The 17,286-nt window shown below is 65.5% G+C and carries 17 protein-coding genes and 1 tRNA gene; 11 read left to right on the top strand and 7 right to left on the bottom strand.

The window, feature by feature from the left end; genetic code table 11:
- The coding region (locus KJ554_01770) for a hypothetical protein (GenBank protein ID MBU0741061.1) at nt 1-189 on the bottom strand (189 nt) is incomplete at its 3' end.
- Nucleotides 190-324: 135 nt separating this feature from the next.
- A complete protein-coding gene (locus KJ554_01765; protein ID MBU0741060.1) occupies nt 325-1,008 on the bottom strand; it encodes an autotransporter domain-containing protein in 684 nt (227 codons plus the stop codon).
- A 238-nt stretch (nt 1,009-1,246) separates the two neighbouring features.
- On the opposite strand from KJ554_01765, the gene KJ554_01760 reads away from it, so the two are divergent.
- Nucleotides 1,247-1,753 carry an RNA polymerase sigma factor gene (locus tag KJ554_01760; protein MBU0741059.1) on the top strand — a complete coding sequence of 169 codons (507 nt, stop codon included), beginning with the start codon at nt 1,247-1,249 and terminating at the stop codon, nt 1,751-1,753.
- Complete coding sequence (locus KJ554_01755; protein ID MBU0741058.1) at nt 1,731-2,051, top strand: hypothetical protein; 321 nt, start codon at nt 1,731-1,733, stop codon at nt 2,049-2,051. Before KJ554_01760 ends, KJ554_01755 begins: the two co-directional genes overlap by 23 nt.
- A gap of 115 nt (nt 2,052-2,166) precedes the next feature.
- On the opposite strand, the gene KJ554_01750 is transcribed toward KJ554_01755, so the two are convergent.
- The 3 genes from KJ554_01750 to eno all read right to left on the bottom strand — a co-directional run bounded on the left by KJ554_01750 (nt 2,167) and on the right by eno (nt 4,068).
- Nucleotides 2,167-2,243: transfer RNA gene (locus KJ554_01750), tRNA-Met, on the bottom strand.
- 88 nt (nt 2,244-2,331) lie between these two features.
- Nucleotides 2,332-2,730, bottom strand: coding sequence for a septum formation initiator family protein (locus tag KJ554_01745; GenBank protein ID MBU0741057.1), 399 nt, complete (start codon nt 2,728-2,730; stop codon nt 2,332-2,334).
- A 51-nt stretch (nt 2,731-2,781) separates the two neighbouring features.
- Entirely contained in the window at nt 2,782-4,068 is a 1,287-nt protein-coding gene (gene eno, locus KJ554_01740; GenBank protein ID MBU0741056.1) for a phosphopyruvate hydratase, read from the bottom strand.
- Between the two features lie 172 nt (nt 4,069-4,240).
- Between eno and KJ554_01735 the strand changes: the two genes are divergently transcribed.
- The 9 genes from KJ554_01735 (at nt 4,241) to KJ554_01695 (ending at nt 14,651) form a co-directional block, all read left to right on the top strand.
- The gene (locus tag KJ554_01735) at nt 4,241-6,001 is read left to right on the top strand and encodes an agmatine deiminase family protein (GenBank protein MBU0741055.1); all 1,761 of its coding nucleotides are present in this window, start codon (nt 4,241-4,243) and stop codon (nt 5,999-6,001) included.
- A 99-nt stretch (nt 6,002-6,100) separates the two neighbouring features.
- Entirely contained in the window at nt 6,101-6,682 is a 582-nt protein-coding gene (locus KJ554_01730) for a sigma-70 family RNA polymerase sigma factor (protein ID MBU0741054.1), read from the top strand.
- A 170-nt stretch (nt 6,683-6,852) separates the two neighbouring features.
- Nucleotides 6,853-7,368 carry a zf-HC2 domain-containing protein gene (locus KJ554_01725; GenBank protein MBU0741053.1) on the top strand — a complete coding sequence of 172 codons (516 nt, stop codon included), beginning with the start codon at nt 6,853-6,855 and terminating at the stop codon, nt 7,366-7,368.
- Nucleotides 7,340-8,725, top strand: a complete 1,386-nt coding sequence (locus KJ554_01720; GenBank protein MBU0741052.1) for a polymer-forming cytoskeletal protein — start codon at nt 7,340-7,342, stop codon at nt 8,723-8,725. Before KJ554_01725 ends, KJ554_01720 begins: the two co-directional genes overlap by 29 nt.
- Before the next feature lie 317 nt (nt 8,726-9,042).
- On the top strand, nt 9,043-10,062 hold the full coding sequence (locus KJ554_01715) for a hypothetical protein (protein ID MBU0741051.1): 1,020 nt from the start codon (nt 9,043-9,045) through the stop codon (nt 10,060-10,062).
- Between the two features lie 390 nt (nt 10,063-10,452).
- Nucleotides 10,453-11,508: a hypothetical protein gene (locus KJ554_01710; GenBank protein ID MBU0741050.1), complete on the top strand. Its 1,056-nt coding sequence runs from the start codon at nt 10,453-10,455 to the stop codon at nt 11,506-11,508.
- 25 nt (nt 11,509-11,533) lie between these two features.
- Nucleotides 11,534-12,433 (top strand): energy transducer TonB, encoded by a 900-nt coding sequence (locus KJ554_01705; protein MBU0741049.1) that lies wholly within the window; start codon nt 11,534-11,536, stop codon nt 12,431-12,433.
- A gap of 292 nt (nt 12,434-12,725) precedes the next feature.
- Entirely contained in the window at nt 12,726-14,003 is a 1,278-nt protein-coding gene (locus tag KJ554_01700; GenBank protein MBU0741048.1) for a hypothetical protein, read from the top strand.
- A 3-nt stretch (nt 14,004-14,006) separates the two neighbouring features.
- Nucleotides 14,007-14,651 (top strand): class II aldolase/adducin family protein, encoded by a 645-nt coding sequence (locus KJ554_01695; GenBank protein ID MBU0741047.1) that lies wholly within the window; start codon nt 14,007-14,009, stop codon nt 14,649-14,651.
- An 84-nt stretch (nt 14,652-14,735) separates the two neighbouring features.
- Here KJ554_01695 and KJ554_01690 read toward each other — a convergent pair whose 3' ends face one another.
- Together KJ554_01690 and KJ554_01685 are read right to left on the bottom strand one after the other, a co-directional pair.
- Nucleotides 14,736-15,944 carry an alginate export family protein gene (locus tag KJ554_01690; protein MBU0741046.1) on the bottom strand — a complete coding sequence of 403 codons (1,209 nt, stop codon included), beginning with the start codon at nt 15,942-15,944 and terminating at the stop codon, nt 14,736-14,738.
- Between the two features lie 88 nt (nt 15,945-16,032).
- Nucleotides 16,033-17,283 (bottom strand): glycosyltransferase family 4 protein, encoded by a 1,251-nt coding sequence (locus KJ554_01685; GenBank protein MBU0741045.1) that lies wholly within the window; start codon nt 17,281-17,283, stop codon nt 16,033-16,035.
- Nucleotides 17,284-17,286 lie beyond the last annotated feature (3 nt).

Below are 17,286 nucleotides of genomic sequence, written 5' to 3'. Positions count from 1 at the left end.
CGCCGCCTCCAGGCGTCGCTCGAGCAGTTCGCGGATGGGCACCACCAGGCTCTCGGGGATGCGCACCGGACGGGTCGGCTCGCCGTAGGGGCCGCTGCCGCGGGGACGGCCGGCGCCGGGGCGGGAGCCGCCGTGGTCGCTGCGGGGGTCCCGGCCGCCGGAACCTCTTGTGCGGGAGGACTTTGCCATGATTCACCTCTCGGGGCGAAGAAAAATTTGATAAACGTACGATAATCGAGATCGACGGGGGATGCAAGGGGAATTTTCGGGGGACGATCCGCCGCCCGGCGTCGCGGGAATTCCGGTGATGTCAGGATCTCAGGCTCAGAAACGCCGTCCGGCATTCACCTGCACGATGACCGAATCGTAGCCGAACTCGTTGGGTCCCGGTTCGTTCCAGGGCATCGTGTGATCGGCCCGGCCGGCGACGAAGACCGCGGCCCGCGCGCCGACGAAGACCGTTTCGTTCACCAGATAGTCGATCCCGCCGCCGAGCTGCCAGACCAGGTGCGTCGCGGCCGCGCTCTGCACGAAGCCGGGGGCGTACTGGTCCGCCTCGTCCACGTTGTATGTCTTTCCGTCCACGTTGGCGAAGCCGACCAGGCCGTAGAGGTAGGGCAGCGCCTTGCCGAGGGCGCGACCCGCGCGGGCGCCGGCGAGCACGGCCCACCTGTAGTTCGCCTCGTAGGCCACGAGGTCCGGGAACCCCACCTTGTCGACAGCGGTCCCCTTCTCCATGTACAGCAGCACGTCCAGCTCGACGCCGTACACCCATCCGTTCTCGTTCTGGCTGCGGTAGCCGCCAGTGAGGCCGGCAGTGTAGCCGTCGTCGTCGTAGTCGCCGGTGCTCTGTTCGTGCGCCGGATCGTTCGAACTGACCTCGCCGGATATGTAGCCGCCGTAGGCGCTGGCGTACCACCCGGTCCAGTCGACCGGTTCGGCGGCGCCAGCGGCGCCGGCCGCGGCGAATGCGAATGCGAGAATCGCGATCAGACTATGTTTCGACATGTCACCCCCTCCCGGTTCGATGGCATCGGTCCTCTGGGCGGTGTCGGCACAAGCTACCGCATGCCGTCTCTGTCTGCACCGCTCGCGTGCCCGCGGGACGCCCGTTCACCCGCCCGGCATCAGAAGCCTGTGCTCCATCTCCCGCAGCGGCCTCCCGTCATCAGGCTCACGGACGTCGGCAGCGGGCTTTCCTTGTAACCGGTGGGCCTTCCGGGAGTATTCATGTCAGGAGGCCCCCATGGATCAGCTCGAATCTATGTACCGCAAGCACGCACCGGCCGTGTACCGCTTCGCCCTCGGCCTCTGCGGCGAGCGCAGCGCGGCCGAGGACCTCGTCTCGGAGACGTTCGTCCATCTGGTCGCCGGTTCTCCCAGGATCGAGACGGTGACCGCCCTGGCCTACCTGCTGGCGATCGCCCGCAACACCTATCTGTCCGGTTTGCGCCGCCGGAAGCGCGAGGTCCCGCTCCGGGACGAGATCCCCGCCGGTGGACTGGATCCCGACATGCTGCTCGACGATCGAGCGCGCCTGGCCAAGGTGATGCGGGCCCTGCAGGACCTTTCAGAGGGGGAGAGGTCCGCACTGTTGCTGCGCGTGGATCATGAGCTGTCCTACGAGGACGTCGCCGCAGCCCTCGGCACCACGGCGGGCGCCGCCAAGGTCAGGGTACATCGCGCCCGTCTCCGGCTGGCGCGCGCACTCGAATGCGAAGGAGTGGATCATGGTGCTCGAAGTGACACGTGATATCGTGAGCGACCTCTGGCCCCTGTACCGCTGCGGGGAGGCCAGCACGGACAGCCGCCGGATGGTGGACGCCTATCTCGCGGCGGACCGTGATTTCGCCGCGCGGCTGCGGGAGAGCGATCGGTTGACCGGTGCGATGCCGGCCTATCGTCTCTCGCCGGACGCCGAGTTGCGGATGCTGCACGACGCCCGCGAGAGAGCGCGCATGAAGATGATCCTGATCGGCGGGGTCATCACCCTGGGTGGCATAGCCCTGCTCGGCGCGCTCAGCCTGGCTTTCTTCAGGTTCTCCGGATGATGTGCCCGGCCTGGATGATACGGGCGGCACTCTCCACTATACATGCCGCGGTACGGGCCCGACCTGTCCCTCGACAAGACGACCCCCGGTCTCGCGACCGGGGGTCGTTTCTATTTGGTAGCGGGGACAGGATTTGAACCTGTGACCTTTGGGTTATGAGCCCAACGAGCTACCAGACTGCTCCACCCCGCAACCGTGTCTGATATGTCGCTCCCCTGAGGAAGCGGGGGCCAATATAAGAGGCGGAGCCGCCGCCTGTCAAGTTGGTGGCATGGGAGGTTCATTCGTCGTGTGCGGTTTCGGTGGTCAGCTCATCCTCGCCGACCACCTCGATGACGGTCTCGCCGGGCTTGCGCATGCGGTAGCGCTCGCGGGCCACGCGCTCCAGCGCCTCGGGATCGCCGGTCTGCTCGTCGAGTGCGGTCAGTCCCGCTTCGAGGTCCTCGCGCTGCGTGCGCAGCCTCTGCACGTCCTCCTCGAGCCGGACCCGTTCGGCGCGCAGCCCGAGATACGTTCGCATGCCGTTTTCACCCAGCAGGGCCACCACCAACAACACGACCACCGCGGCGCCGCCGAGCCAGAGCACGGGTCTGCGAATCCGCCGGCGCGCCGGCGGGCCGCCCCGCAGGTAAGGGCCGGCCGTCGAGGTGTTCCGTCTCTTGCGATGGTCGGGTGCCATGAGTTCCTCCCTGAATCCCATGGTCGTGCCGGGTGCGGCGTCCCGCAGTGGTCAGCTCAGATTGTAGAAACAGCCCCGTCCGGGGTAGACCGCGAGGTCGCCCAGCTCCTCCTCGATGCGCAGCAGCTCGTTGTATTTGGCGATACGCTCGCTGCGGCACAAGGAGCCCGTCTTGATCTGGCCGGCGTTTGTGGCCACCGCCAGGTTGGCGATCGTGACGTCCTCGGTCTCGCCGCTGCGGTGGCTGATCACGTTGGTGTAGCCGGCGCGTTTGGCGATCTCGATGGTCTCGAGCGTCTCGGTCAACGAGCCGATCTGGTTCAACTTGATCAGGATGCTGTTGGCGCAGTCCTCGTCGATACCGCGGCGCAGGCGCTCGGGATTGGTCACGAAGATGTCGTCGCCCACGATCTGGATCCGCCCGCCCAGGGCTTCGTTCAGCCTGCCCCAACCGGTCCAGTCGTTCTCGTCGAGGCCGTCCTCGATCGAGACTATCGGGTAGCTGTTCACGAGTTCCGCGTAGAAGGCGATCAGGCGGCCTGCGTCCCAGGGACCGTCGCCTTCGGCGTCCAGGTGGTAGGCCCCGTCCTTGAAGAACTCGCTGGCGGCGGCGTCGAGGGCCAGGGAGATGTCCTCGCCGGCCTTGTAGCCGGCCCTGTCGATGGCGGTCATGATCATGTCCAGCGCTTCGCGGTTGCTGCCCAGGTTCGGCGCGAAACCACCCTCGTCGCCGACGCCCGTGGACAGGCCCTTTTCGCTCAGCACCTTCTTGAGGGTGTGGAACACCTCGGCGCCCATCTGCAGCGCCTCGGTGAACGACTCAGCGCCGGTGGGCATGATCATGAACTCCTGGATGTCCACGTTGTTGTCGGCGTGCGAGCCGCCGTTGAGGATGTTCATCATGGGCACGGGCAGGGTGCGGGCGGCGACGCCGCCGATGTACTGGTACAGGGGCAGGCCGATGGCGTTGGACGCCGCGTGGGCCACGGCCAGCGAGACGCCCAGGATGGCGTTCGCACCCAGCTTCTCCTTGTTGGGAGTGCCGTCGAGTTCGCAGAGGATGCGGTCGATCAGCACCTGGTCGGTGACGTCGATGTCGAGCAGCTCCGGCTCAATGATCTCCTGGACGTTCTGGACGGCCTTCAGTACGCCCTTCCCCAGGTAGTGTCCCTTGTCTCCGTCGCGCAGCTCGATGGCCTCGTGCTCGCCGGTCGACGCTCCGCTGGGCACGGCCGCGCGGCCGACCACGCCGCCGTCCAGAAAGACTTCGACCTCGATGGTGGGATTGCCGCGCGAGTCCAGGATCTGACGCGCCTGGATGGATTCTATGTTGGTCATGCCTGAGCCTCTTTCTTTCCGGATGGAATGGAGTTCACTCCGCACCGCGGGGAGTCTAGTCATGCGCACTGGAGGTGTCAAGGCTTACGCCCGCAGGGGTCATGTGCTATAATCAGCGAAGCAGTTCAACCCCGCCCCGCGACTTTTTACGGCACACGAAAGGGACCGTCCCATGCTCAGCCGCTGTCTGTCAGTGCTTTGTCTGTCATCGCTGCTCGCCGTCGGCGTTCTGGCGGCGCCCGGCCCCGTGCCGCAACGCGACGTGGATGATCTCGAAGATCTTCTGCCCCGAGACGAGACGGCGGCCGAGCGCGAATTCTGGCGCGGTCGGGAGCACCTCATGCCGACCCGAGGCGCCAAGGCCGACGCGCCACCCGTGGCGCCCGTGCGCAACGTCGCCGAATGGGAACCGGCCACCGGCGTGCTGATCCGCTATCCGCTGGGCCTGCCCTACGACCTGCTCACCGACCTGGACGACGACGTCACGCTGCATGTGGTGGTCTCCAGCGGCTACCAGTCCGCCGCGCAGAGCAACCTCGCCGCCAACGGTGTGGACATGGCCAGGGTCGAGTTCCTGGTCCGGGCAAACGACTCGATCTGGACCCGCGACTACGGCCCCTGGTATGTCTTCGACGGCACCGGCACCTTGACGATCATCGACCACACCTACAACCGACCGTGGCGCCCGAACGACAATCTCATCCCGATCTACTTCGCCCAGCAGCAAGGGCTGCCGGTCATCAGTCACGACATGTACCACACCGGCGGCAACTACATGACCGACGGCGCCGGCGTGGGCATGTCCACCGATCTGGTGATCGACGAGGCCTGGTCGGAAAACGGCATGTCCGCAGCCGAGGTCGACCAACTCATGTCGGACTACTACGGCATCTCGACGTACTACACGCTCGAATACATCGAATCCGGCGGGATCCATCACATCGACACCTGGGCCAAATTTCTGGACGAGGAGACGATCCTGCTCAAGGAGGTCTGGGCAGCGCACCACACCTACGACGAGCTGGAGCAACGGGCCGTCCTGCTGGCGTCGCTGACGGCTTCGACCGGGCGCAATTACCAGGTGTCCCGCGTCTACTGCTACGACATAGGCGGTGGCGATCCCGCCTCGTATACCAACAGCCTCTTCCTCAACGACAGGATCTACGTGCCGTTCTTCGGGAATGCGGCGTACGACCAGGCCGCCATCGCCGCCTACCAGGCGGCGGCGCCGGGCTACCAGGTCGAGGGGTACTACTACAGCGGCTTCCTGTCCGACGACGCCCTCCACTGTCGTGCCAAGGGCGTCTACGATCGGGGAATGCTGCGGGTTGGCCACGTGCCGATACGCGAGGCGTCGGAAGGACCGGTGGCCGTAACCTCCTTCGTCGACGATCGCAGCGAGGCCGGCCTCGACTTCGTGCGTCTGGTCTACCGCTTCGCGGGCGAGGGCTGGACCACGGTGGAGATGACCGCCCTCGGCGATGACCTCTACAAGGGTGTCATACCCGCGCCCCTGTTCGACACGACCGTGGAATATTACGTCCTGGCGGCCGATCTGGCGGGGCGCAGCGAGGGGATGCCCCGTACGGCCCCAGGGCACTGGTACGGGTTTCCCATCCTCCGGCAGACCACGGACGTGTCCGGACCTCCCGCCGCGGCCCGTCTGCTGCCCAACCGGCCCAACCCCTTCAATCCGTCGACGACCTTCTCCTTCGAACTGCGCGATCCGGCGCCGGCACGGTTGACCGTCGCCGACGCGCGCGGCCGCGAAGTGCGCCGGTTGCTGGACGGGGAGATGTGTCCTGCCGGACTCACCCGTGTGAGATGGGACGGCCGCGATTCTCGCGGCAGGATGTTACCGTCGGGTGTGTACCACTTTACGCTCGAGGTCGCCGGCTTGCGCTACTCGCGCCCGGCCACGCTCGTGCGTTGACAGGACGTTTGTTGACCGGCAGCGTGTCGCGAGCCTATCTTCGCCGGAACCGACGACTGGATGACAGCTTGATCCCGGCCGTCGCCCGGAGAGGATCCGATGTTCGACCGCAAGCAGGACCTGAAACTCATCAAACGCTGCAAACGCGGTGAAGAGGGGGCGTTCCAGGAGCTTCTGACCCGTTACCGGAGCGCCATCTACGGCCTGTGTTATCGCATGACCCGGAGTGCCGAGGACGCCCGCGATCTGGCCCAGGAAGTGTTCATCAAGGTGTTCTCGCTGCTGGACAGGTACGACGAGAGCTTCGCCTTTTCGAGTTGGATCTTCCGCATCGCCACGAACCACTGCATAGACCACCTCAGGCGCAACCGCCTGCGTTTCCTGTCCCTGGAAGGATATACCTCGCCCGATGGCGACGAGGTCGAGATCCCGGTGCCCGACAAGGCGGCCCAGCCCGATCGCGTGCTGGAGCAACGTCAGGCCATGGACAAGCTGGAAGAAGTCATCGCGGACCTGCCTCCCCATTACAAGGCGATCATCCTGCTGCGACACGACCAGGAGTTCTCCTACGAGGAAATCGCGACCGTGCTTGATCTGCCGCTGGGAACGGTCAAGGCCCGTATCCATCGTGCCAGGGCCATGGTACAGCAGATGTTGAAAGTCCGATCATATGAGATATGATCCAGGACGAAAAAGGTCGAAACGACGTGCAACCTCCGGTCGCAGCGCTCGTAGGGAAGCGGGAAGGGGTGGTCAGCATGGCGCCGTCGGCATGACCGGCGCCACCCGTTAGAGGACCCGACCCGTCCTGCCTCCGTTCCGAGGGAAGGAGACCCTGGAGGGAAAGCAACATGAAAGAGACGAAGTCGATGAACGCACCGAGCTGTACCGAGATACGCACCCGCCTGCAGGACTACCTGGACGGCGACTTGCCGCGCAAGGAATCGATGTCGCTGTTCCTGCACATCCGCGAATGCGACAGCTGCGGCAAGGACCTAGAGGAGATGCAGCGTCTCAACGGCCTGCTGGGCGGCTTGCCGCCCGTGCAGCCGCCGGAGGATTTCGACGCGCGCATCCTGGAGTCGGTGCCCTATGCGGCCTATCGGGCCATGGAACCCCTTCGACGCGAACGCATGCCGGTCATCCTGGACGAGGAGGCCTTGCCCGCCTTCGTCCGTGCGAGGGGCACTCGAGCCGTGGGCGGATTGATAACCGTCCTGACGGCCGTCGGTCTGGCGACCGATGCACTTTCCGGAGGCTGGGCGATCCTGATGGTCGCCGGTGCCCTGCCGGAAGCACTGGTGCTTCTTCAGAGCGCGTCCCGGAGGATTTATGCCGGTGTCATGCATCATCCTTCAACTCGCTAGCCGGCGGACCCCGTTCCGCCACCGGCGTGTGGGCTCGACCTCCACGCTGGGCCTCCTTTTGCTGCTGTCGGCGCTTCTGTCGCTCGCGGCCCCGGCCTCTGCCGCCGACGAAACCGCCTCCTCTCGTGGAGACTCCCTGCGACACTCCATCGAACGACGGCTGCTCCGCATCGGCGAGCTCAGGGACTCCCTCTCCATCCAGCACGAGGAAGAGTTCACCGAAGCCATTGAGGACCTGGGCCAGGTCTTCCAGGAACTCGAGGAGCAGCTGCGCGACATCGACATCACCATCGATGACGAGATGCTCAAGTTCTCCAGCCCGGACGGGGAGTTGCGCATCGACATACCCGCGAACTGGGGCGAGCGGGTCAGCCAGGGACTCAGCGCCATCACGGCCACCATCCTGTCCGAACTGCCGGATACGCTGGACATCGAGCGAGGGCTGCAGGATTTCCAGCGGACGGCCGAATCGTGGCGTATCGACATCCTGGACGAGGATGAGCACTGCGAACCGAAGCTCAAGATCATCGGCGACGAGATCTTCAGTACCGGCGATGATGTGGTGGTGGCGGCCGGAGAGCGCGTCGCCGGCAGCGTGGTCGTCCTGCTGGGCGATGCGACGATCATGGGCACGGTCGATGACAACGTCGTGGTCATCGGTGGCGCGTTGAACCTTGGCGAGGACGCGCACGTTCACGGCGACGTCGTATCCCTTTTCGGATCGCTCCGTCGACACGACGACGCCACGGTGGGCGGCACGGTCGTGTCCATAGGCGGGGAGGGCCTCGCGGGAGATATCGTCGGTCTGCCCGATCTGGCCTACGGTTTCACCGGAGTGATCATCAAGTTGAGCGGGCTGCTGGTGCTCGGTCTGCTCATCCTGCTCGTTTTCGCCTTGCTGCCGCACGGCAGGCTGGACGCCACCGAGCGCTATCTGACCCGGACCGCCGGCCGCTCCTTCGCCGCGGGCCTGCTCTGGGCGACCATCGGGCACATGCTGCTACTGCTGGCGCTGGCCTTGTTGATCCTGACCGTGATCGGCATACCGGTAGCCGCACTGCTCGGGATCGCCTATCTCCTGCTGGGCATCATCTCGATCGGCGTGGTCGCCCGGGTGCTCGGAGCGCGCCTCTGTCAACGCTTCTGTTCGGGTGACAGGGCGGCGTGGTGGACCCTGCTGGTCGGTCTGCTGATCATCCTCCTGCCCGGCATTCTGGGCACGCTCTTCGGTGGCCTGGCCGGATTCAAGCCCTTCGGGCGCCTCTTCGAACTCGTCAGCCTGGCCGTGCATCTGACGGTCTATTGTTTCGGCTCGGGAGCGGTCCTGGGCAGCCGCTTCGGGTCCAGGGCGAGTTGATGGAACCGACCCCGACCCTGCCGCCTGCTTTTCCGCACCTGCGCGATTTTCCCCTTCTGGCTTGACGGGTATCTCCCACCCGGTGTTCGCATGCACAGCGTCGGGGTGTCGACGGGCAATACGACCGTCGCTCCAACTTTTTGTATAGCATCTAATTGGACGATCAAGGCACGGAATCTCGAACAGATGGCGACCCTTCGCGCGCCGAGGCACGTTACCTGCGGTTCCTGTGTTCGACGCACGAGCCATGTCCCTGAGGGGGGGGCAGATCACCACGAGGGTCCATGATGGCGCATCCTGGTCGATCGTTACGCGGAATGTTCATCTGGTCGCTGATCCTGACGACGCTGGGCGCGGGCCCGTGGACGTCTGCCGCCGTTGCGTGCCTGACGATCGAGGCCGACAACGGCGTCACGGCTCGCGTACATTCCGGCGACGACCTGGCCGACTGCCTGGTCAGGGAAAACGGCGCCCTGCTGTTGCGCTATCCCGGTCTCGGCGATGTCGAATTGTACCGGGGGCCGGACGATCCCCGCTTCCCCCGCCAGGATGTCGTCGAATTCCGACCTCTGCCCGCGGATGTGGTGATCCGTGCCTTGAGCGACGTACATGCGCTGGACATCGACGTGGAAGTGGATGTCTTCCTGCTGCCGGCGCCGCCGGTGCTCACGTCGAGCAGCTTTGCCCGCCGCGACGCCATCCTGCTGGCGCCGTCGTTCGGGGATATCGACGACAGCGCCGTGGCCTCGGTCGCGGTTCACGAATTGGGTCACGTCCTGACCTGGGTGTATTTCGATCCCAGAGCGGAACTGTGGGACGCCTACATGTCCATGCGTGGGCTGGACCGCGGACGCAACGGTCCGGGGGCGAGACACGCCGATCGTGCGCGCGAGATCCTCGCCGAAGACATTCGCTATCTCTTCGGCGGCGGCTCGGCCAACGTCTATGGTGCCATCGAGAATGCACGACTGGCGCTGCCGGATGAAGTCGTCGGTCTCTCCGGTTTCCTGGCCGCAGCCATGCAAGGGCGTCCCGTCTCGTGCATGATGCCGGTCTGCAGCGCTTTTCCCAATCCCTGCAACCCGAGGACTACCATCGAGATGACGGCGATATCCGACGGGATGCAGCGGGATGCGTCGACCGCGACGCTCGAGGTCTTCGACATGCGGGGCCGATGCGTCTGCACGGTCGCGGGCGGCGTTTTCAGCAACGACCGCTTGCTGTTGACCTGGGACGGCCGGGACGATGCGGGCAACCGGGCGCCCAGCGGCCGGTACTTGTACGTGGCGGGTTGGCGCGACTTGCGGGGACGGGGCGCGGTGACCCTGGTCAAATGAGGTGATGATCTTCCGTCGCAGGCTCAGGGGATGACTGCGAGCGCGGCCCCCGCTCCGGTGGGGGCCGCAGCGGATGTGGTGACGCGCACCGTGTGTCGGTCGCACATGTGGGATCGCGGAGGTGAAAGCGATGAGCGGATCGTGGCGCTTGCCTGATCGATGCGGTATGGGGCTGACGGCCAAGTTCGTGATATTCGTTATCGTCGTCGTCGCCATTTCCGCCGCGTACGTGGCCGCCGCCCTGGCCTAGCAGGCTATTGAAGAACTTGACTCGGTCATGCGGACGTTGAAACCTTGCCCGGACGTCGCGGGGCCCTTAACCTGAGAGGGTGCGCCGGGTGGCGCATCGATCTGTGATCGAGGCCCGTGGTTTGCGTGCCGGGGTGGGGTATGACCATCAGGATCTTCACGATGTCCATCGCCTCGTTCGTGGCGGTCGCCGCTCTCGCAGGCCCTTCTCCGGACGATTACGATCCCCAGCGCGCATTTCAGCGCACGATCGCCGCGGCCGACTCTCTGATGTCAGCGGGCCATTATCAGGATGCGGCGGCTTCGGCGATCGCGCTGCTGGCGGACAACCGGCTTTTCCAGCATCAGCGGTGGCCCTTGCACCAGCGGGCCGGTCTGGCGCTGCAGAAGCTGGGGCGCTATGACGAGGCGCTGACCCATCTCGAGCAGGCCGTCCTCTGGGCTCAGACGGAGGCGGTCAATCATCGCAACCTGGCCACCTTGATGGTCGAGATGGAGAGGCCCGGGCGCGCGCTCTCCGAGTACCGCGAGGCCTGCGAGCTGGATTCCCGCAACTGGGTCTATCTGCTCGAATACGGCAACGTCCTGATGGTCTACGGCCAGGATATCCTGGCGGAGAGGGCCTTCACCGAGGCCGCGGCCATCTGTCCCGACTGTCCGGAAGTGCACCGGGCGTGGAGCCGTTTGTGTCTGGAGCAAGAGGACTACACCGGTGCGCTGCCCCATCTCGAGCACCTGCATGAGCTCCGGCCGGACGATCAGGAGATCCGCTCGCTGCTGGCCCTGGCGCGACTACGAAACGATCAGGCTCCGGGGGCCTTGGCGCTGCTGGCGCATACCTGGCACGACGGTCTCGGCGATCGGGACATGAGGATTATCCTGGAGGCGGATCGCTCGCTCGGACGGACGGACCATGCGGTATCGCTCGCCCTGTCCCTCGGCGCCGGGGCGGGACTGTCGACCGACCCGGATCTCTGGTCACAGGCCGCCTTGATCTGCATAGATGCCGGCAAGGACGTGGAGGCCCTCGTCCTGATAGACAGGGCCATCGAACTCGACCCCCGCCATGCGGGATACCTCAACAACCGCATTCTAGTGTTGCGTCGGCTGGGGCGAACGCGCGAGGCGGACCGCGACTGGGAACTGCTGATCGCGCTCGACCCTGCTCGCGCCGGCGCCCCGAGCGACAGCCCTTGATCATCGACTTGCCAGGAGGTGCGGGATGCGATCCAGCGGGATCCTCCGCCTGTGCGCATTGTCGGCGTTCCTGTTCCCGGCCCCTCTCTGTCTGCTCGACGGGTGCGCGGCGCGACAGTCCGTCCCGGGTCGGGGCAGCGGCGACGTCGTGCTGCGCGAGATGGTTCCTCCCGACGGCCCCTGGCGACCGCACGAACTGAGCCGTTGCGTCGGGGCCGACCAGGCCGTGCCTTGCCGCGACGCGCTCGAGGTCCTGTCCACAGCCCACGCCTTGTTCCTCGTGGGCGAGGGGGGAGATGCGGTGATCGAACTCGAGCTCTACCTGTCCGGGCAGGGGCGCGGGGAGGGCCTGGCATGGCTGACGCTAGGCCAATTGTATGTGCTGGCGGGACAGGGGGAACCGTCGATCGAGCCGCGCGAGGGGCCGGGGGCGATAACCGGTGATTGGGACGTCGACCGCCCGCGTCTGCTGGCGCGGGCCGAGAAGGTGTTGCGCGTGGCCGCGTCTCTGAGGCCCGACGACAGCGTCGTGGATTTCCTGCTCGCGGACGCGGCGCGTGCGCGAGGGGACATGCCCGCCGCTGCCGCCCTGGTCGAGCAAGGTCTGGGCAAGTGTACGCTCGCGTCCAGTACTGCGGTACTGGTCCGCTATCAGGGCTTGAATCCCCATCCCGCGGCGCAGACCGGAGGTGTCGAACCGGAATATCCCGCCGCCGCCGCTCGTGACGGGATCTCCGGCGAGGTGGTCCTGGATCTGCTCGTAGGGCCGACCGGCCGGGTCTCGCAGGTCTCGGTGGCCTCCAGCCCGGACCGCCGCCTCGGCGAGGCTGCGGTCAGCGCCATGAGACAGGCCGAGTTCGCCCCTGGCCGTCTCGGCAAATACCCCGTATGGTCCTGGGTACGTGCCACGGTGGCGTTTCGGTGACAGGTCCTTGCGCGTCCGCTCGTGCGGGACGAGCACCCTCGCACGAACTCCCGGTTGATTTCGGGGGGCAAGTGGCCTTATTTTAATCGAGCTCGGAATTTGTCAGGCCATGCGCCCTTCGCGGTGACCGCGGGCTCTCGCTGTGTGACGGGCCTGTCCGTCTCGCGCACCGGAGGTCGAGATTTTGAAGAGACACTCGGATCATCGAACCCTGGTAGTGACGGGGCTTGCGGTCGTCTTGCTGGCGCTCGTCGGCTGCTCGACGCGGCCGCAGACGTCAGAGACACTGAATATGAGCGGAAACCACACCGCGGGCGATCTGAACATGGTGACGGCGGATACCGCATCCAGCGGCTACAAGTACCAGGATCCCGATCTCTCGCCCGACGGCACCAGGGTCGCGTTCACCCTGGATTGGCCGGCTCTACCTCCTTCGGGGATCCTGCCCGACGTCCCCCCCCTCATCCGGCAGATGGCCATCATCGACCTGGAACCCCGCTTCGGCGCCCAGCCCTCGTTGGCCTCCCAGGGCGCGTCCCTAGTCGATCTGAACGATCTTCAGTTCAGATCGGGAAACACTCAGGAGCGCATGAGACCCAACGTGGACTGGCAGAAGGGAACGCCTCGCTGGCTGGATGACGACAATCTGGTGTTCTGGATGCAGACCTCGCGCGGCGCCAGACTCTTCAGAACGCCGATCGGACCCGGATTCCAGAACGGCGACGCCACCGACGCCAAGCTCATCTACCGGGAACCCGACGACGACCTGGAGCTCAACTGGATGTTCTGGGAGCATCTCTCGCCCCGCGTCTCGCCGAACGGGCGCTGGATCGCCTTCAGCCGCTATGGGCATACGGACGCCGATTCGTTGCATCAATCCACGCGCCAGAGTATATGGGTCTGTGCCGTACCCGCTTACGGCAGCTTGACCAGTATCGTCTTCCCGGTGACGACCGAGGCTTCGCTCTGCGACGGGCCGGCCTGGTCGCCGGACAGCAGAAAATTGGTTTTCTACGCCTCCCTGGATCTCTCGGGCGCGCACGAGGGCTATTACACACAGGAAATCTTCACGGTCGATTTCGATACGACGGGTTACGCCGAGAACGGCGCGGTCGAGCTGAACAGGAACCTGGAACGCCTGACTTTTTCGCCACCCGCAGAGGGCAGCAGCTTCGTGGTGCGCAACCAGGAGCCCGCGTACTCCGCCGACGGCACCATCATCGCTTTCGTTTCGGACCGCAGAGTGCCGACGATCACCCTGACCGAGCGGAATATCTGGTACATACCGGCCGATGGCAGCCTGGATCCGCGGATCGCTTTCTTCAGCCGCTCCGACGACAAGGCGCCGCTGTTCACGGGAGGCCCGGGCCGCGAGATGCTGCTTACCAGCTCTCTCGGTTTCCCGACGGAGATCCTGGACCAGATCTGGCAGGAGACCTACGATCAGTATGCGCAGGACCATCCGGACATGAACGTGTTGCAGGTGAGAGCTTATGCTGACGACGTGCGCGAGGAGCTGGCGTTTTTCGAGAACGTCATGAGTCACGTCTACCTTCTGTCAAACTGGTAGGCGATGATACCCGGTCCCGACGCCCGATCCGCCGACGAGATCGTCCGGATCGGGCGTCTCCTGTATGATCGCCGCTACGTGGTCGCGACGGAGGGCAATCTTTCGGTGCGTATCGCGGCAGGGCGCTTTCTCATCACACCGGCCGGCGTCAGCAAGGGCGAACTCGACGCTTCCCGTCTCGTGGAGCTCGATTTGCACGCCGCGGCCGCCGACGGCCAGGCGCCGCCACCCAGTTCCGAGTGGCGCATGCATGCCGAGATCTACCGCTTGCGAACGGATGTGGCGGCCGTCTGCCACGGTCATCCCGCCTGTGCGACCGCTTTCGCCTGCGCCCGGACGGAACTGCCGGTCTCGCTGTTGCCGGAGGCCTTGCTGATCCTGGGCGATGACGTGCCCCTGCTGCCGTACATCACGCCGGGCACCGATGAACTGGCGGCATCCCTGCGGGGGAGGATCGAGGATCGCGATGTCCTGCTGCTGGCCAACCACGGCGTCGTGACCGTCGGCTCGAGCCTCGCCGAAGCCTACCAGCGGCTGGAAACGGTGGAGCGCCTGGCCGAGGTCGCGCTCGGCGCCAAACGGCTGGGGGGCGGCGTGCGTCTGACCCGGCGGCAGCGGGAACTCGTCAGGGAGGCGCGCCGGCGCTGATATCCCGTGGCCCCGACCTGGGCTAGCTTGCCGAGAAAAGCGACGGGGATGGCGCAGGCCCTCCCCGTCTTCTTCGGACGGAGATCAGAAGTCCAGGCTGGCGCCGGCCCAGACGAAGTACCGGGAGTCGCCCGGATTCACATACATGGTGCTCTTCTCGTCGTAGGAGAACATGCCGAGTCCCGCCTCCAGGTCGACGTCGTCGTTGAGCAGGTAGTCGAACATTATGTCGATCTCGTTGCCGATGGCGTCGTCGCCGCCGACGGCCTCTGCCAGGGTGAAGAGGAAGAAGTCGGCGGACGCGGTGAGCCCCTCGGTGGGAGTGAAGCCGCCGGCGAAGCGCAGGGCGGTCACGTCGCACCAGTCCACGACGTTCATGATGCCCAGGAAGTCGCTGACCGAGCCGAAGGGCGCGCCGAAGCCCTCGTCCTTGCCGGCGGTCGTGATATCGTCGCCGCTGGCGTAGTTGTACTCGAAGCCGATGTACGGCTCGACCTCGCTCTCGAAGTCGTAGAACAGTCCGGCGTAGTAACCCAGGGCGGACTGGTCCATTTCCGCCGGGACGTACATCGTGCCGGACTGGGCCACCACCTCGCCGTAGAAGTGGATGCCCTCGTGGATGTAATCGAAGAGGCCGCCGAACATGAACATGCTGTCGTTGTCGATGTCGGGATCGGCCCAGTTCTCGGTGGTCGCGGTAATCACATAGGGCTCGAAGTAGAAGTCGGGGCTGGCGTCGTAGTGCAGGTAGAGGCCCATGATGTCGGTGTCGCCCTCGCCGGCAGGATCCACGTACTTGCCGCCGAAGGTCTCGATGAGCTTGAAGTTGAAGAAGTCCAGCCAGCCGCTCTCGAAGCTGTAGCGTCCACGCAGGCCCTCGAAGAGGATGTTGGTGGCCAGATCCCAGTCCTCGACGCCGATCACGCGCTCGCGGCCGTAGGCCACGGGCATGCGGCCGAGGGTCACGTCGAAGTCCTCGAAGAGGAAATCCTTCATGGTGAAGGTGGCCTGGTAGATCGAATTGGCGTCGGGTCCGGCGTCGCCGAAGATCTGGTAGTTCTCGACGGTGAGGTTGTACGAGGCGTTGTGGTCGACATCGCCGGCGAAGGTCACGCGGGTGCGCATGTGGCCGGCACCCTGCGCATCGTCCAGGTCGCTGTCCTGGTCCATGTTGTTCATGCCCTGCCAGCGGTAGACCATGCTGCCGCTGGTATCCCCGGCCAGGGCGTTCGCGGTGACGCCCATGCCGATCAGCAGGGCCAGGGCGAACATCAGGTATGCTATTCTTTTCAACATTGTCCACTCCTCCGTGAAGAGACAAGATCAGGTCACATCGATCCTCTGCGGCCGACATGCGGCCGTGCAACCTATCAGATCGATATCACCCCCTCTCCGGACTGGAGTACAAGTCGGTCATCCTCCGTACGATGGCGGGCCATCCGAACCGTTCCTCGATGACCGTGCGCGCCTTATGGGCTCTCTTGGTCGCCTCATCGTGGTCGACCAACATGCGTAGGATCATGTCGGCGAACGCGTCGTCGGCTTCACCGATCCAGATCGCCCCTTCTTCATCGTCCGTTATGCCCTCGGCGCCGGTTGGCGTCGTCGCCACCGGTATGCCGTGGGCCATCGCCTCGAGGATCTTGATCTTGATGCCGCCGCCCTCGGTCAAGGGAGCGACAAAGAGACGGCACCGTCGGTACAGATCCGTCAAGTCCTCGACGTAGCCCAGTGCGGTGATGGACCGATCCCCGCCGCCGGACGCAGCCAAAAAACGCCGCGCCCCCCGGCCGACGAGCACCAATTCCATGTCCTGACGGTATTTGGAGATGATAGGCCATACCTTGTCAACCAGAAATCCCGCGGCCGTGCGGTTCGGGCGGTGCGCGAAACTGCCCACGAACAGCAGCCTGGGCGGTTCGGTGGGCTCCCATGCTGGCGCGATCGACTCGATGTCCACGCCCAGGGGCACCGTATGACAGGTGCGCCCGCCGTCGGCGAGGAGCAGGTCCCGGTCCTGGTCCGTCACGCAGAAGGTGATGTCGGCCCAGTCGGTGGCGGCGGTCTGGAGATGCCGCCAGGCGCGGTACTGATGACGCAGGATGCTGCGGAGCAGGGGATTCCGTGTGGCTGACATCCTGCGGCCCCAGGGCAGCGAACTCACTTCGTCGCTGCCGAGGACGAGGCGCGAGGTCAGACCCCCGGCGTCCCGCAGCCGTCGCAGATCGCGCAGGTAGAGGGTGAGCTGCATGCATTGCACGTGGATAACATCCGGATCGGTGGCGGCTGCCGCTTCCAGGATGGCGGCTGAAATCCGTCGCGACCAGTACTTGGAGACGTAGTAGGGATGTCCCTGCGCCAAACCGCGGCATAGAGCCGCCGCACGCCCCGCGAACAGCCCGAGCCGGGGCAGACCGCGTGCGCCCGCGTCGAGGAAGGGAATGGTGCGCACGTCCACGCCGAGTTCCGCGCCGACCTCGGCGGCGAGGCCCCGGTCGCCGGAGCGTTCCAGAGAAACCAGGGTTATCTCGTGCCGTCGTCCGAGGTGGCGCACCATGTCGCGGATGGCAACGCCGCCGCCGTGACCGACGCGGCGGTGGGGCAGATAGGGGGAGATGAGCATCACCCGCATGGA

Source organism: bacterium (assembly GCA_018814885.1).
Lineage (GTDB): Bacteria > Krumholzibacteriota > Krumholzibacteriia > LZORAL124-64-63 > LZORAL124-64-63 > JAHIYU01.
Note: the sequence above shows the minus strand (reverse complement) of the source record. Positions and strands in the feature narration are given on the sequence as shown.

Coding starts and splice junctions, on each gene's coding strand:
- KJ554_01765 (MBU0741060.1), bottom strand. CDS start 1,008: ATGTCGAAACATAGTCTGATCGCGATTCTCGCATTCGCATTCGCCGCG.
- KJ554_01760 (MBU0741059.1), top strand. CDS start 1,247: ATGGATCAGCTCGAATCTATGTACCGCAAGCACGCACCGGCCGTGTAC.
- KJ554_01755 (MBU0741058.1), top strand. CDS start 1,731: ATGGTGCTCGAAGTGACACGTGATATCGTGAGCGACCTCTGGCCCCTG.
- KJ554_01745 (MBU0741057.1), bottom strand. CDS start 2,730: ATGGCACCCGACCATCGCAAGAGACGGAACACCTCGACGGCCGGCCCT.
- eno (MBU0741056.1), bottom strand. CDS start 4,068: ATGACCAACATAGAATCCATCCAGGCGCGTCAGATCCTGGACTCGCGC.
- KJ554_01735 (MBU0741055.1), top strand. CDS start 4,241: ATGCTCAGCCGCTGTCTGTCAGTGCTTTGTCTGTCATCGCTGCTCGCC.
- KJ554_01730 (MBU0741054.1), top strand. CDS start 6,101: ATGTTCGACCGCAAGCAGGACCTGAAACTCATCAAACGCTGCAAACGC.
- KJ554_01725 (MBU0741053.1), top strand. CDS start 6,853: ATGAAAGAGACGAAGTCGATGAACGCACCGAGCTGTACCGAGATACGC.
- KJ554_01715 (MBU0741051.1), top strand. CDS start 9,043: ATGTTCATCTGGTCGCTGATCCTGACGACGCTGGGCGCGGGCCCGTGG.
- KJ554_01710 (MBU0741050.1), top strand. CDS start 10,453: ATGACCATCAGGATCTTCACGATGTCCATCGCCTCGTTCGTGGCGGTC.
- KJ554_01705 (MBU0741049.1), top strand. CDS start 11,534: ATGCGATCCAGCGGGATCCTCCGCCTGTGCGCATTGTCGGCGTTCCTG.
- KJ554_01700 (MBU0741048.1), top strand. CDS start 12,726: ATGAGCGGAAACCACACCGCGGGCGATCTGAACATGGTGACGGCGGAT.
- KJ554_01695 (MBU0741047.1), top strand. CDS start 14,007: ATGATACCCGGTCCCGACGCCCGATCCGCCGACGAGATCGTCCGGATC.
- KJ554_01685 (MBU0741045.1), bottom strand. CDS start 17,283: ATGCGGGTGATGCTCATCTCCCCCTATCTGCCCCACCGCCGCGTCGGT.